The 14,945-nt window shown below is 54.2% G+C and carries 10 protein-coding genes; 6 read left to right on the top strand and 4 right to left on the bottom strand.

Translation table 11 applies throughout. From position 1 onward, the window contains the following. Position 1: 1 nt before the first annotated feature. The gene (locus QN378_RS01230) at positions 2–1,291 is read right to left on the bottom strand and encodes an ATP-binding protein (RefSeq protein ID WP_322203938.1); all 1,290 of its coding nucleotides are present in this window, start codon (positions 1,289–1,291) and stop codon (positions 2–4) included. Positions 1,292–1,389: 98 nt separating this feature from the next. Continuing rightward, positions 1,390–2,052, bottom strand: a complete 663-nt coding sequence (locus tag QN378_RS01225; protein WP_322203940.1) for a response regulator — start codon at positions 2,050–2,052, stop codon at positions 1,390–1,392. A gap of 267 nt (positions 2,053–2,319) precedes the next feature. On the opposite strand from QN378_RS01225, the gene QN378_RS01220 reads away from it, so the two are divergent. The 5 genes from QN378_RS01220 (at position 2,320) to QN378_RS01200 (ending at position 10,685) form a co-directional block, all read left to right on the top strand. Continuing rightward, a complete protein-coding gene (locus QN378_RS01220; RefSeq protein WP_323547254.1) occupies positions 2,320–2,913 on the top strand; it encodes an undecaprenyl-diphosphatase in 594 nt (197 codons plus the stop codon). Between the two features lie 69 nt (positions 2,914–2,982). After that, the gene (locus QN378_RS01215; protein ID WP_323547255.1) at positions 2,983–4,353 is read left to right on the top strand and encodes a TolC family protein; all 1,371 of its coding nucleotides are present in this window, start codon (positions 2,983–2,985) and stop codon (positions 4,351–4,353) included. Beyond that, positions 4,350–5,417 carry a hypothetical protein gene (locus QN378_RS01210; RefSeq protein ID WP_322203946.1) on the top strand — a complete coding sequence of 356 codons (1,068 nt, stop codon included), beginning with the start codon at positions 4,350–4,352 and terminating at the stop codon, positions 5,415–5,417. Before QN378_RS01215 ends, QN378_RS01210 begins: the two co-directional genes overlap by 4 nt. Before the next feature lie 21 nt (positions 5,418–5,438). Beyond that, positions 5,439–8,558: an efflux RND transporter permease subunit gene (locus QN378_RS01205; RefSeq protein WP_323547257.1), complete on the top strand. Its 3,120-nt coding sequence runs from the start codon at positions 5,439–5,441 to the stop codon at positions 8,556–8,558. A gap of 72 nt (positions 8,559–8,630) precedes the next feature. Continuing rightward, on the top strand, positions 8,631–10,685 hold the full coding sequence (locus QN378_RS01200) for a bifunctional DedA family/phosphatase PAP2 family protein (protein WP_323547259.1): 2,055 nt from the start codon (positions 8,631–8,633) through the stop codon (positions 10,683–10,685). An 18-nt stretch (positions 10,686–10,703) separates the two neighbouring features. Here the strand turns inward: QN378_RS01200 and QN378_RS01195 are convergent, their stop codons facing one another. Together QN378_RS01195 and QN378_RS01190 are read right to left on the bottom strand one after the other, a co-directional pair. Then, positions 10,704–11,930, bottom strand: coding sequence for an MFS transporter (locus QN378_RS01195; RefSeq protein WP_323547261.1), 1,227 nt, complete (start codon positions 11,928–11,930; stop codon positions 10,704–10,706). 146 nt (positions 11,931–12,076) lie between these two features. Next, positions 12,077–12,310: a hypothetical protein gene (locus tag QN378_RS01190; RefSeq protein WP_322203954.1), complete on the bottom strand. Its 234-nt coding sequence runs from the start codon at positions 12,308–12,310 to the stop codon at positions 12,077–12,079. 275 nt (positions 12,311–12,585) lie between these two features. Here QN378_RS01190 and QN378_RS01185 point away from each other — a divergent pair, with 275 nt between their 5' ends. Beyond that, complete coding sequence (locus QN378_RS01185; RefSeq protein WP_323547263.1) at positions 12,586–14,904, top strand: EAL domain-containing protein; 2,319 nt, start codon at positions 12,586–12,588, stop codon at positions 14,902–14,904. Positions 14,905–14,945: the final 41 nt, after the last annotated feature.

Raw genomic sequence — 14,945 nt, 5'->3', positions numbered from 1 at the left:
ATCATTGAATATTTTTCAGGGCATTGGGAATATCTTGGCTTCGATCAGTTGCAGCACCTGAACAGATTTTGTTAGGGACGTAAGTCGGAAAAATTACTTTCACTCTCAGTCCGATACCATTTGGCCCTGTTTCAAGTAAGACCTTGGCACCGTGTTGTTCGGCAATAGTGTTAACAATTGACAGCCCCAGCCCACTGCCAGGGCCTATTTGGTTGCTACCGCGATAAAAGCGCTCAAGCACCCTTTCGCGATCCACTTCACTTATTCCTGGGCCATTGTCACTTACTTCAAGGATGACCCCTTGGTCGGTTTCCTTTACCGCCAAGTCGATTTTTGCAAGAGTCCCCGCATACCGAATCGCGTTGTCCACTAAGTTGTTAAGCAAGATACGTAGCGAATCGCTATCCCCCAGAATGCTAAATGACGCATGTTCGGTCAGCCCGAGATCGATATTTGAAGCCTCGGCCCTGCGAACCTGATCAGTGATCACCGACTTGCAAAGAGCGGATAATTCAACAGCCTGCATAGGCGGCGATTGCGCATCAGGCTCCAGGCGAGCCAATGTCAACAACTGTTGTGTCAGATGAGTAAGACGGGTGACGCCCGCCTGGACTTGCGACAGCGATTCCCGACGGTCTACATCTAGCGTAGCCCGCTGCGCCAACTCCACCTGGATGCTAAGCGCTGCCACGGGGGTGCGTAGTTCGTGTGCGGCATCAGCAATAAAGTGTTTTTGCATCATGAAAGCATTTGCCAGGCGCTTTAGTAGGTCGTTGAGGGCGTCAACCAGAGGTTTAACCTCGTCAGGCAGATCTGTCGAAGCAATGGGTTGGAGACTGTTCACGTTGCGCGCCGACAACTCTGTCGCGACAGTTCGCAGCGGTTTAAGTCCGTAGCTGATACCAAACCATAAAAACAGGGCCAGAAAAGGAACCAGCGATACGACCGGCCACAGTAAGTGCAAGGCTAACCCGGCGAGCTCTTCCCATCGTTTATTTTGCGCTTGGGCTACACGAAAAATCTTATCGCCGCGCTGGCTTACGAATGTGTGCCACGTACTGTCCCCGACTCGAACATCACTCAATCCAGTTTCCAGCGGTGGAGGGAGCATGAGTGCTGAGTCGGTCGTGTAGTTCAAGACTCCTGCACTCCAGACCTGAAGCAATACCTCATCAGTATTATCGTCACGCAATGGACTGGGTTTATTCCTCGTCAGCACAACCCGTTCACCAGGGTCCACATTAATGTGTTCTGCGAGATAACGCATTTGCTCATCGAGCAGATCGTTCAACTCAAGTACGGCGCCCCAATAAGTACCGGCGCTTGCCAGCAGTCCTGCCACAAAAGTGGCTGGCAACAGCCATAACAGCAAGCGCCGACGGATCGAACTCATGAGTCTTCTCCTATGTGATAACCGACCCCTCTAACGGTTCGGATCACCTGCGCCCCAAGCTTTTTACGAAGATTGTGAATGTGAACTTCCACCGCATTACTGCCCACTTCGTCTCCCCAACCGTACAGGCGATCCTCCAGCTGCTCGCGGGAGATCACCGCCTCCGACTCTTTCAGCAGTTCGTGCAGTAACGCATATTCCTTGGCCGATACACTGACGGGTTGATCGCGAAGCCACAGAAGGTGTCGCACAGGATCAAGGCGCAATGGGCCGCCTCGAAGTTCGGTCTGCACACGCCCGGATTGACGTCGACTGACGGCGCGGATGCGTGCAACCAACTCCTCGATGGCAAACGGTTTAACCAGGTAATCGTCAGCTCCGTTATCAAGGCCCGCTACACGATCTGGTAGAGAGTCTCGGGCGGTGAGTATGATCACCGGCAAGCTCTGGTCGTGCTGACGTAAAACCTTGAGCACCTGCATTCCATCCTGACGCGGCAGTCCCAGGTCGAGTAACAGCAACCCATAAGGGGTGGTTTCCAAAGCGAGGACAGCGGCCTTGCCGTCCGTGACCCAATCCACTGTGTAACCTTCTTGGCGCAAGCCTTTTTGCAAGCCGCTGCCGATCATCGGGTCGTCTTCTGCCAGTAGTATTCGCATTGCCTGATCCCTTCCCTACATCATTCAGCGCTTCGCCAAATTATCGCGCAGTGTGCCGAAGTCTTGGCTGCGCACATACGGTGCGCAGGTCATAGATGAGTCTGACACAACAAGGCCAGTGCTGAAGCGCGAACTCTGACCACTTCTAGATTGATAAGACTGCCAGCGCCATCCTTAAGGTGGACTTAAGGAAACAACCACTAAGGTGCTCATCATCGGCACCGTGATCACACGTGATGCTTTCAAGTTTCCTGACTGGATCGCCCTATGGAAGAGCTCAATCGCACTTTATTTTTGGCCATCAGTGCCAGCGTGCACTCCTCGGTGGAAATGCGCCTAGTGGCGACTTTTCTGGCGCAGTGGCTCATCACAGTTGTACCGCTTTTGTTAATTGGATTGTGGCTGCGAGGCACACGCCAATACCGAGTTGCTGCAGTAACCGCCACCCTGAGCGTCGTGTTCGCGCTTGGATGCAACCTGCTTATCAGTACCCTTTGGTTCCATCCGCGCCCCTTCATGGTCGGACTAGGACAAAACCTACTCCAGCACGCCCCAGAGTCCTCATTCCCAAGCGATCACGCCACGGTGATGTTCACGCTGGCCTTGGCTCTGATGTGGGCATCGCTGCACAGGCTTGGCGTATTGATTTTGCTGCTGGGCACATTGGTCGGCTGGGCACGTGTCTATTTAGGCGCGCATTTCCCATTCGATATTGCCGGGTCGTTGCTGGTCTCGTTGATAAGCGCGTGGCTGATCCCGCAGGCGCTGAGGTTCGGACATCTTGGCGAGCGTTTGCTCGACACGCTTGAGCGCCTTTATCAACGGATGGTCCCACTGGCCAGTCGCCGCAACACTTATTGATACGGGAAACGGTAATGCCTTATCCGCAAAGTCTTACGAGCCCTGCTACTCGTTCTCAAAGAATATCCCATGCATAAACATTGTTTTATTTCAGTGGTAGTGCTGTTGGTGGGTTGCGTGAGTTACCACCCACATCCGCTAGCGCCCCTGGCAATGATGGGTTCCTATGAAGAGCGGACGCTAACGAATACGCAGCTTCAGCGCTTCATCACTGCACACGACAGCAAAACCACTGGCGTCTGGGGACTGAGCAAATTAACGCTGGCGGCCTATTACTACAGCCCTGAACTGGACGCAGCACGCGCCAAATTTGCTAGCAGTGAGGCGGCGGTAGAAACGGCTGATCAACGAACCAACCCGTCTCTGTCGTTGCCCTTGCAGTATGCCGATCAGCCGATCAAGCCCTGGACTTACGGACTGGCCCTCGACATCCCGATTGAGACTGCGGGTAAACGTGGGTATCGAGTAGCGCAAGCGCAACAGCTTTCAAACGTTGCCCGTCTGAATATCGGCCAAACCGCTTGGGAGGTCAGAAGTCGTCTTCGTAGCGCATTGCTCGATCTTTACGGTGCCAGCCAACACCATTCAATCATCGAGCTTCAGGTCAGCATCCAGCAAAGCATAGTTACCATGCTGAAAGAACAGCTTTCGCTGGGTTCGGTCGCTACGTTCGAGTTGAGCCAGGAACAGATCATTCTGGAGCGTGATCGTAGCGATTTGGCTCAAAGCGAACGGCAAATGCTGGACGCCAAAGCGCTCATCGCTACGACCGTTGGGGTCACTCTAAAAGCGCTTGATTCCATCGATATAAATCTGAGCGATTTCAATAACCTTACGCTACAGATCCCTGCAAGTACCGCGCGCCGCCAAACCATTCTGAATCGCATGGACATCCTCGGCGCGCTAGCCGACTACAACGCGAGCCAGGCGGCTCTCCAATTGGAAGTTGCACGGCAATATCCGAACCTGTCACTCGGGCTTGGATATTCGTTCGACCAAGGGGTAAACAAGTACAGCATGACACCCGCTGGCTTCACCCTGCCCCTATTCAACCGAAATGAAGGCCCTATCGCGCAAGCCGAAGCGCACCGCAAGGAAGTCGCCATCCATGTCGAAGCACTTCAAGACCAAGCGATCAATCAAACAGACAACGCCCTAAAGCACTATCGCTTGGCCATCGAGAACCTCGCGCTTATCAACACACAAGAGAAGACGCGAACAGCCGTCTTCGATGCTGACCAACGTTCCTTTAATTTAGGCGCGATCAGCCGAATCACACTATCAAGATCACGTCGTGCGGTGAATGTCGATGCAATGACCCACGTCGATGCGGTGGTTCAGGTCCAGCAAGCCATCAGCCAACTTGAAAATGCCATCCAGCAACCGCTCGATGAAACCCCGTTGCACGCCCAGCCATTAGAGGCGGTCATTCGAAAATGAATACACTCCTTCGTAGCAAAACCTCACGAGTCGCGTTGTTGGTGACAGCCCTCATCGGATCAGTTGCTGTAGGTTTTTTTTCTAGCCAAGTCCTGACCGCCACGCCTGCAACTTCGGCCACACCCCCTTTGAAAAGAGTCACGACCGAAGGAGGTCTGACCATCGTCACACTGGATGAAGCAACCCAGACGATCAGCGGTATTCAGAGTGAGCCGATCATTGCGTCAAAGCATCCGGTGGAACGGTTGGTATACGGCACCGTGCTTGATGTACAGGGGCTGAATGATTTGAGCGCTCGTTACGCTATGGCTCAAGCAGATTCAGTGACGGCAAAGTCTGCCATTTCAGCTTCCGGCCAGGATTACGAGCGCAATCTCGCGTTGTTTAAAAGCAACCAAAGCGTGGCGTTGAGTGTGCTGCAAACTTCGCAAGCGGCGTGGATTGCAGACAAGGCCAAATTACAAGTGGCTAGTGCAAGCCTTCGGTCGATCCATAACAGCGCGCGGCAACAATTTGGTGCGCCCTTGGCAAGCATGATTGAGGCGCAGGACGCCCCACTCCTGCAAAAACTGTTAAGCCGCGAGGAAATGCTGTTGCGCATTGCGCTTCCCCTTGGTGCTGATTTAGTGGCCCCTGTACTGATCTCGATTGAGTCCGGCAAACACCTTCGGCAAGCAGCTCAGCTCATTTCAGTCTCCCCTCAGATCGATTCTTCGACTGAAGGCCGCGCATACCTTTACCGAGCGGCAGCAACCCTTCCGGTCGGCAGCAAAGTAGTTGCGTACTTACCGTTGGCCACTCCAGAGAGCACCAGCCTCCTCATTCCTGACGCTGCCATTTTATGGTTTGGCGGTCAGCCGTGGGCCTATGTACAAATCGCAAAAAAACGATTTACCCGCCGCCCTGTCGAAGAGCAAACCCCCTACGAAGATGGGTACTTGGTTAGCTCCGGGTTCAGATCTGGCGATCGCGTCGTGGTACAGGGCGCTCAGCTGCTGTTATCCGAAGAACAGCGGCCATCCGTCACTGCGTCCGCGTGCAAAGACCCTGAATGTGACGACTAATCAGACGACAGCGAATACATCATGTTGAATTCAATTATCCGCTTCGCCGTACGATTGCGCGGGGTCGTTATTGCCCTCGCTTGTTTATTGGCAGGTTATGGCATCTTCACCCTAACCCAGGCCCGACAAGATGTTTTTCCCGAGTTTGCGCCACCCCTTGCGGTTATTCAGACCGAAGCGCCTGGATTATCTTCCGAACAAGTTGAAATGCTGGTTACCCAATCGGTAGAAAATGCAATGGGTGGCACGCTGGACCTTGCAAGCATGCGGTCCAAGTCGCTACCAGGGTTATCGATGGTGACGTTGACCTTCAAGGATGGAGCCGACATTTACCGCGCTAGACAACTCACTGCAGAGCGACTCAGCACGCTAACCGGTATTCTTCCTCATGGGGTCAAACCTCCTGCGTTATTGCCGCTAACCTCATCGACCAGTGTCACTCTTGTCGCGGGTATCACCTCTGACACTCGCTCGCTGATGGAACTGCGCACACTGGCGCAGTGGACGATCAAACCGCAATTGTTGCGCGTGCCCGGCGTCGCGGACGTAATCGTATTCGGCGGCGATCTAAAGCAATTTCAAATTCAGGCAGACCCCGAAAAGCTGGTGCAGTACGGTTTGTCTCTCCAAGACATATTGGGTGGTGCGCAGCGCGCAACCGGGGTGAGTGGCGCAGGCTTTCTGGAAACTGCCAACCAGCGCATTGTCTTGAATACCGAGGGTCAGACCGTTACACCAGAGCAGTTGGCTCAAACTGTACTCAACTACCGCAATGGTGTCGCCGTGCGCCTGGGCGACGTCGCCTCGGTCGCCTATGGGGCTGCTCCTGCAGTGGGCGCGGCGGCCATCGAGGGTAAGCCCGCGGTGTCGCTGATGGTCGAAAGCCAATACGGCGCCGATATGATGAGCGTTTCCAGTAGTGTGGAAAGCGCCCTGAACAGTTTGAAACCTGCGCTGGACGCAGAACAGGTGAGCCTATATCCAGACATCTTCCGCCCAGCCAGGTTTATCGAAACCGCGATTGGTCATTTGCAGACAGCACTGCTATTGGGAGGCGTGTTAGTGGTGCTGGTGCTGTTTCTGTTTTTGCTCAATATCCGCACTGCGATCATCTCGGCTACGGCGATTCCGCTGTCCTTGTTAACAGCAGTGATCGTACTCCATCACTTTGGTGTGAGCCTTAACACCATGACCTTGGGCGGCCTGGCCATTGCCTTGGGAGAGGTGGTGGACGATGCCGTGGTCGACGTAGAGAACATCTTCCGTCGACTGCGCCAAAATCAAGCGCTGGAGCATCCTATCTCAGCGGCCTTGGTGGTATTGCGCGCCTCATACGAAGTCCGCAGTGCTGTGGTGTATGCCACTCTGGTAGTTGTGCTGATTTTCCTTCCGGTACTGGCGCTGTCAGGGATCGCTGGAAAACTGTTCGCACCCTTGGGGCTCGCCTATATTCTGGCGATTTTGGCCTCCCTCGTGGTAGCCCTAACGGTCACGCCAGCACTGGCATTTATGTTGTTGACCACTAAGCGACTCCAATCGGACGAACCAAAGTTGGTGCAGCGACTGAAGACCCGCTACCTGAAATTACTCGCCAGCATCGAATCGCACTCTCGCCCAATCGTCTGGATGATCGTCATTCTCTGCACAATGGCGGCCAGCGCGCTGCCGTTTTTTGGCGGTAACTTCATACCGGAATTGAAGGAGGGACATTACCTGATCCATATGGCGTTGGCCCCAGGCTCCTCTTTGACCGAATCCATGCGTGTGGGCAACCGTGTGGCACAGGAGCTAAGCAAAGTCCCCGGGGTGCGGCTGGTAGCGCAACGCGCAGGGCGAGCCAGCGAAGTAGTCGATCCAACCGGTGTCCACGTCAGTGAGTTCGAGGTGGATTTGAATAGCGTGTCGGCTGCTGAGGAAACCAAAGCCGTGGCGCGCATCCAACAAGTGCTGGCCAGCTTCCCGGGATTGACGACGTCAGTAAACACATTCCTGACTGAGCGGGTGGACGAAAGTATCTCTGGCGTAACAGCACCGGTCGTCATCAATGTCTTTGGTCCTGATCTCGATGTACTGGACAGCAAAGCCCAGGAAATCGCTCAGGTGATAAGCCAAATCCCAGGCAATATCGGCCTGAGAGTTGAGTCCGCCCAGCATGTGCCGCAATTGACAATCAGGCTGCGGCCTGAGCAATTGACGCACTGGGGGTTCGAGCCGGTCGACGTCATGGACGCGATTCAGGTCGCCTATGACGGAGTGACCGCCAGCCAAATCTATCAGGGTAACCAGACTTATGATGTCACCGTCTCGTTGGCTTCCACGGCCCACCACACGATCGCGACTGTCGGGTCACTGCTGCTGCGTAGCAAAACCGGAACAACGGTACCTTTGGATCAGTTAGCGGTAATCACTCAAACCACCAGCCGTTATCAAATCATGCACAGCGGTGCACAACGCCTGCAAACAGTGTCGACCGCCGTGAGGGGTCGGGCGGTGAGCGACTTTGTTCAGGAGGCTAAGCGGCGAATTAACCAAGAGGTTACTCTTCCCAAAGGCACCTACGTTTTGTTTGCTGGGGAAGAGCAAGCACGTGTTCAATCTCAGCAGGATCTAATGGTTTACACCGCGGTTGCTATCGTCGGAATCATCATCCTGCTATTCCTTGCGCTCAAAAGCATACGCGCATTAATTTTGGTGCTTGTAAATCTACCCTTCGCACTGGTAGGTGGCGTCCTGACAGTCCTGATCTACGGTGGAAACCTCTCACTGGGCTCCCTTGTAGGGTTTGTTACCCTGTTCGGTATAACGCTGCGCAACTCGATCATGCTCATCTCGCATTATTCACACCTCGTGAATGAGGAAGGCATGACATGGGGCCCGGAAGCGGCTCGGAGAGGCGCCGCTGAACGCCTGGTGCCGATTCTGATGACGGCCGTTGTGACCGCGCTGGGACTGCTACCTTTGGCGCTCGCCAGTGGTGCAGCGGGTAATGAAATCGAAGGGCCTATGGCTATCGTAATCTTGGGTGGGCTAGTGAGCTCGACCCTACTCAATCTGTTGGTATTACCGACCCTGGCGTTACATTTTGGACGCTTTGAACGGCGCGTTGAAGAATTTCCCGCTGCCGTCGCCACCGCTTCGTAACGCTCGAGCGATTTATCCACAAGACACAAAACATGATTGCTTCATCACCAACATTGCACAGGTAACCTGCTCATGATGACGTCCATGGTCTCATCGGTCATCGAGTTCCTCACGGTGAATCCGCAGGTTGCCTATCTGGCGGTATTTCTTCTGGCACTTTCCGAGTCAATCCCGATTATCGGTGCCGTCGTTCCCGGCACAGCCGTGATCCTTGCGCTCAGTGCCTTGGTGCCAAGTGGGGTGCTTTTACTCTGGCCGTTGTTAGTCGCCGCCACGTTAGGTGCAATTGCCGGTGATGGTCTCTCGTTCTGGCTCGGACATCGATACCACCGTGCGATTCTTGGTTTCTGGCCCTTAAACCGCTACCCCGGATTGATTCAGAGCAGCGAGGTCTTTTTTAAGCGTCATGGTGCCAAGAGTGTGTTTCTCGCCCGCTTCGTACCGGGCGTGCGCGCCTTCATCCCACTTCTTGCCGGGATGATGGGAATGGCGGTCAATCGGTTCTATGCCGTCAATGTTGCCTCGGCACTCGCATGGGCTGCGTCGCATATCCTGTCAGGCGTACTGGTAGGCGCAACGTTCAGCATTCTCGGGGCAACCGCCAAGCCACTCGCGATCCTGCTGGTCTTAATACTTGCGGCAGGCTGGGTACTGCTAAATATCGTGCGCTGGGCGTTGCGGCGCGGTGTTCCTTACTTCATCAATGCATGGGGGCGGCTTCGGTGCTGGGTCAGCACCCACGATTCTTGGTTGAGCCGCAGTCTCACGCCCTTGCTCGATCAAACTCGGCCCGAGGCGCGGACGCTCGCAGTATCGGCAGTACTTCTCGTCAGCGCAGCTTGGCTGTTCTTCGGCACCCTTGAAGATGTTGTCACCGGTGACCCATTGCTGCTTGCCGACAGCGCGATATACCGTGCGTTGCAAGATCTTCGCACAGCTCCCGGCGATGCAGTAATGATCGCTATTACTGAACTTGGCGACACCAAGGTCGTGGTGCCGGTCACTGTAGTCGTCTTACTCTGGCTCATGTGGAAACGCGCCCGGCGCACTGCTGCCTATTGGCTGATTGCGATTGCTGGTGCATCGATTCTTAATACAGTCATAAAAGTTGCGTTGCATCGAGCTCGACCTGATGAGCTTCTTTATTCAGGGTGGAGCGCCTTTTCCTTCCCAAGCGGCCATAGCACAGTCAATGCCGTGCTCTACGGTTTCCTGGCGTTTCTCATTGCGCGTGAGATGCGCCCGACATGGCGCCTGGCGATCGCCCTCAGCGCGGTAACCCTGGTATTTCTCATTGCGTTCTCACGTCTTTACCTAGGAGCGCATTGGTTTTCCGACGTGCTCGGGGGACTGGCGTTCGGGTCCGCGTGGCTGGCACTGCTCGGACTGTCCTACTTGGGACGCCCAGCAGGATGCATTGAGCCAAAGGGCCTGCTTGCCGTCGGATTCTCGGCACTGGTCGCCGCTGGAGGATTCAATATCTATCGTAACCATGCGACCGACAGTGTTCGATATGCCGCCTCCGACAGAACTCCATCAATGGCCGCCACCCATTGGTGGGTCTCGGGTTGGCAGTTACTGCCGACGCGGCGTATCGACCTAACCGGCGAGACGAATGAAGCATTAACGTTCCAGTGGGCAGGAGACCTTAATGGCTTGCAAGATGTCCTGCAGCGCAACGGGTGGCGCAGCTCGGCGGACTGGACGCCCTCTAATGCGCTGAATTGGCTTTCAGTCCAGACTGACCCGGCAGCTCTTCCAGCTATTCCACTTTTCGCCAGTGGTCGTCTCCCCAGTCTGACGCTCGTCAGACCGAGTAGTAATGACGCACCCGCCCCCTCGCGCCTCGTGCTTCGAGTGTGGGCCGTCGATTTCAAGCTCACGAACGAGCGTGCGTCAGCGCTGTGGATGGGCTCGGTTGTGGAGGAACGCTTTTATCATCCCCTATCCCTGGTCACGTTGACATCAACCCAGCCCGGAGTGAATGCACCTCGGAGCACGCTAGCTGAGGCGTTAGACGACTCGCGGCTCCTACCTCGCCCCCCTGGAACCGCAGATGAGGATTGGGATGGTGAAGTTCTGTTAGCACGCCGAGGCGGACCCACGTGTTGCGGTCACCCCTTGTAAAACCGGTGACTCGTTCGATCAAAGCGAAACTTCTCCGCTCTTCGCCTGATGAAATGACTGTTTCTTAACAAGCAACAAGACCAGAGCTGTTGCAGCCAGCAATGCCCCCATCAGAAATGTGCTCTCTGACCCAAGGCTTTGCCATAGCCAACCCGCAAGAACGCTGGCGATCAGCATGCATACGCCACTAACCAGATTGAAGATACCGAACGCGGTGCCCTTAAGCTTTCCAGGCGTTTTATCGGCGACCATTGAGGCGAGAATACCTTGGCTGAATCCCATATGAAGCCCCCATAACGCGACGCCTAGCATCATCGTGATGACGGAGTTGGACTGGGCAAGCAGCAAATCCGCGAGGACTAGTAACCCCATACCCACACAGAGCAGCTTCGTGCGACTGATACGGTCAGATAACCAACCGGCAGGGTACGCGGACAACGTATAGAAAAGTGCCATCACTACCATCACCAGCGGAACCCAGGTGGTCGACAAGCCTATTTGTTGAGCCCGTAATATCAGAAATGCTTCACTGAACCTGGCAAGTGTAAATACCCCCCCAACAACTACCACCCACCAATATTCATAGGAAAAGTCGTCCAGCACTTTCCAATGAATGGGCGATCGAGGGCTGCCCCCTGGAGAGGTGTGTATGGGCTCTTTTACACTGGTAACAATGAAAACCACCGCTATCGCCGCCGGGATCACTGCAAACCACAGTACAAGCTGGACATCTGCGAGCCATAACATCAACAAAATGGCTAGAGCCGGGCCAAGGACAGCTCCCACTGTATCCATCGATTGGCGCAAACCAAAGCAGGCGCCTCGGATCTCCGGGGGCGAAACATCCGCGATTATGGCATCTCGCGGCGCGCCCCGAATGCCTTTGCCGATGCGATCCAAAATGCGTGCGGCAAAGACCACTTCTACCGAGTGGGCCAGCGGAAAAAGCGGCTTGGTCAGCGCAGCCAGGCCATACCCAAGCAACAGTAGCCCCTTGCGTCGTCCTATCAAATCGCTGATAGCGCCAGAGAAAATCTTCACGATCATTGCGGTTGATTCGGCAATACCTTCGATCACCCCGACGGTCAATGCACTCGCACCTAACGTAGTAACTAAAAATACAGGCAGTAAACTGTGCACCAGCTCAGACGAGAGGTCCATAAACAGGCTGACAAAACCTAACGCCCAGATCGTGCGCGGAATACGAAGGCGCTTAGCGTTAGTGTGTGGACTTTCACTGTTCAATATTTTCATCCTAAAACGCAGACATCGCCCGAGGCGTTGCTAAATTCCTCGAGCTCGATATCAATTGGATTTCGGGAAATCTTTGCCGACCAGGCAGATATAAGCGAGAAAGCAGCGATGTTCGACTCGTCTGCGCCAGATGCACGTTACAGCATCAATAACGCTTCATGCACCTCAATGGAGGGTATCGGCACATCTGAACGCTGCGCATCAAGCCACCTTCGCATTTTTCCCGTGTCGAAAATTTGACCCTGCTCCATAAGTGTCAATACCAAGGCCTGCGAAATTCGGTAGGGGCCGCAATGGGGACAGTTTCGTTGCTCCCACCCCTCTGCACACTCGATAGTTTCAGCATGACCGGCACAAATCAGGCAGCTCATGAGGCCTCCTTTTACTTTGATGTTTGCCTGCAGCAATCAAGTCGAGAATTAACGCTATCTCTATATCCCACGCTATAGCCCGGACGTGTAAAAGCCAAGCCAACTCCCGATGAAATGACAAATGGATAATTTCGGGCTAACGCCAATGTTTGCAGAACAGATCTTCGAAACTTGATGATGCCGCAAAAGGAGATCGAGATCCCTCGCATCGACTGTTACTATTCCCTAATAGTTTGGTGGTAAATTGCCACCACGCCATGGTAGGAATATGAGCAGTGATCCGCCGATCCTTTTCGTCCCTAAGCTTTTTAAAGCTGCTGTTGATGACACTGTGCGCAGCCACGTTGGTTTTTCTCTGGGCGTTGTATTTCCAGCAAAAAGCAACTTCCCATCACCAAGCCCTGGCGGCAAAAGCCGCAGAGCATCTGAATCTGGCAACCATCGCAGCGGAGAATCTGAATCAGTTAGTTGATCGGGCTCAAGCTATTGGCAAAGTTACGCGCGGTGACATGGAAGACCCGGTACAAGGTCATCGGCGATTGGTAAGGCTATTTGCCGAAGACCCGGTGTTCAAACGCATGAGCCTCTATACCAATGATGGCCAGCTACTGGTTTCTAGCCACTCGGATGAACCACGTCGGATGCCACCGGCATGGCTGAAGCAGTTGCAACAGCATACTGATCATTACGGCTTCAAAGCGCTTCTGCCCAGCTCGATCCCATCTCAAAGCAGCTCATTGTCCCCACGCTTGCGATTACCGTTCCTACTGCCCCTGCTCAACTCAACGACCGGGCAAATGGATAGCATTCTCGTCGTCCAGCTCGATGTGGACTATCTGGCCGCTCTTTTTGAACATATAGATTTCGGCCAAAGCGGTATGATGCGAGTTCTCGACAGTGACGGTCAGGAACGGTTACGCATCAGCAGCAGCGGGATCGTGGTCCCTGAAATAAGGCTAAGTCCCGAACTGACAAATGCCGGAGAACCATCCGGCTTACTCATCCAGAATACTTCTGCTGGCGAGTATCAGAGTATGTATCTGCGGGTGCCACAACGAGGCTTTAGCGTGATGGTAAGTCAGGCATGCGATGAGATCCTTGCCTCATCCCTGCTTTTCTACCGACAACAACTCTGGTTAAACCTGTGCATGACCTTGCTGCTGCTGGTGAGCCTTTTTTGGACGCTACGTGTATTGCGCAATCGCCAACAGGCCTTCGACGCTGTAGAACATGCTCATCAGGTTAACCAAGAGCTCATTGGTCGACTGGAAGAAGAGCATCAGCGAAGTAGCCACGCTGCTGCAACCGATCATTTGAGTGGCCTGCACAACCGTCGCCAATTTCTCGATATGGGTAAACGGGCGCTGGCCAGTCAGCGCGGCAAACGTCGATTATTGGCGATTCTGTTCATCGACATGGACCGCTTCAAATCGATCAACGACTCTTTGGGACACAAGATAGGCGACATGCTGTTGCAGGCGGTTGCCGGACGAATCAGGCGACTGTTAGAGCCCGGCGACGAAGCGGCGCGCTTCGGGGGTGATGAATTTGTCGTGCTGCTGGCTGGAGATCGCAGTGAGGATCAAATCGACCACTGGGTACGAGCACTGGTACAAAAGCTATGCGCGATTTATTCCCTTAACGAACACGAAGTCAGGACCAGCCCGAGCGTCGGAGTCAGCATTTGTCCACGTGACGGCCAGAATGTAGAAGATCTGATTCGCAGCGCCGACACAGCCATGTATTCGGCCAAGCGAGCGGGCCGTGGCCAGTATCGGTTCTTCGATCCGTCGTTAAATATTGTGGATGTCGAGGAGTTCACTCTAGAGCAAGCACTGAGCGCAGCATTAACCGAGCATCAGTTCATTCTCCACTATCAACCGCTAATCCGCCTGGATTCAATGCTTGTGGATGGCTACGAAGCACTGGTTCGCTGGGAACACCCTGAGTTCGGTCTGCTTTATCCAAATCGTTTCATCTCACTGGCTGAGCGCAGTGGATTTATTATTGCGCTTGGTTGGGAAGTGCTTCGTCTTGCCTGTGCGGACCTGGCACTTTGGACGACACAAGGGCGCGAGATACGGCTTGCGATCAACGTATCAGTGATTCAGCTACGTCAGAATGACTTCAGTGAACGGGTGCTCAGGGAGCTTGCGTTTCACGCCATCGAACCGCGCTTTCTGGAGCTGGAAATCACCGCATCTACATTGCTGAATAAGGAGGTGATAGCCATTAACCACCTTGAACGCCTGCGCGATGCAGGCTTGATCATCAGCCTTGATGACTTTGGCAAGGGACACGCAGACTTTGCTCATCTGCAATTGCTGCCGCTAACCAAACTGAAGATCGATCGCGAGTTGATCGCTAGCTTGTCCAACAGCCCCGATGACAGTCCCATTGTTTCGTCCACCATTATTCTGGCTAAACGCTTAGGGCTGGTGGTCGTAGCCGAAGGTGTAGAAACCCGAGAGCAGGTGGTCTGTCTGAAACTGGCTGGCTGCGACATTGCCCAGGGTTATCACTTCAGTCGGCCGATGTCTGCGCAACAACTGCGTGAATACCCGCCCTTCATAAATGCGGCGCAATACAAATAAGCGCGGTGAAAATATCTGGCTGTCAACCTGACGGCCTGGCG

It is taken from the genome of Pseudomonas sp. 10S5, assembly GCF_035019745.1.
In the GTDB taxonomy this organism is placed as follows: Bacteria; Pseudomonadota; Gammaproteobacteria; order Pseudomonadales; family Pseudomonadaceae; genus Aquipseudomonas.
The sequence above is the reverse complement of the archived record's forward strand: the minus strand, read 5'-3'. Positions and strand labels throughout refer to the sequence as shown.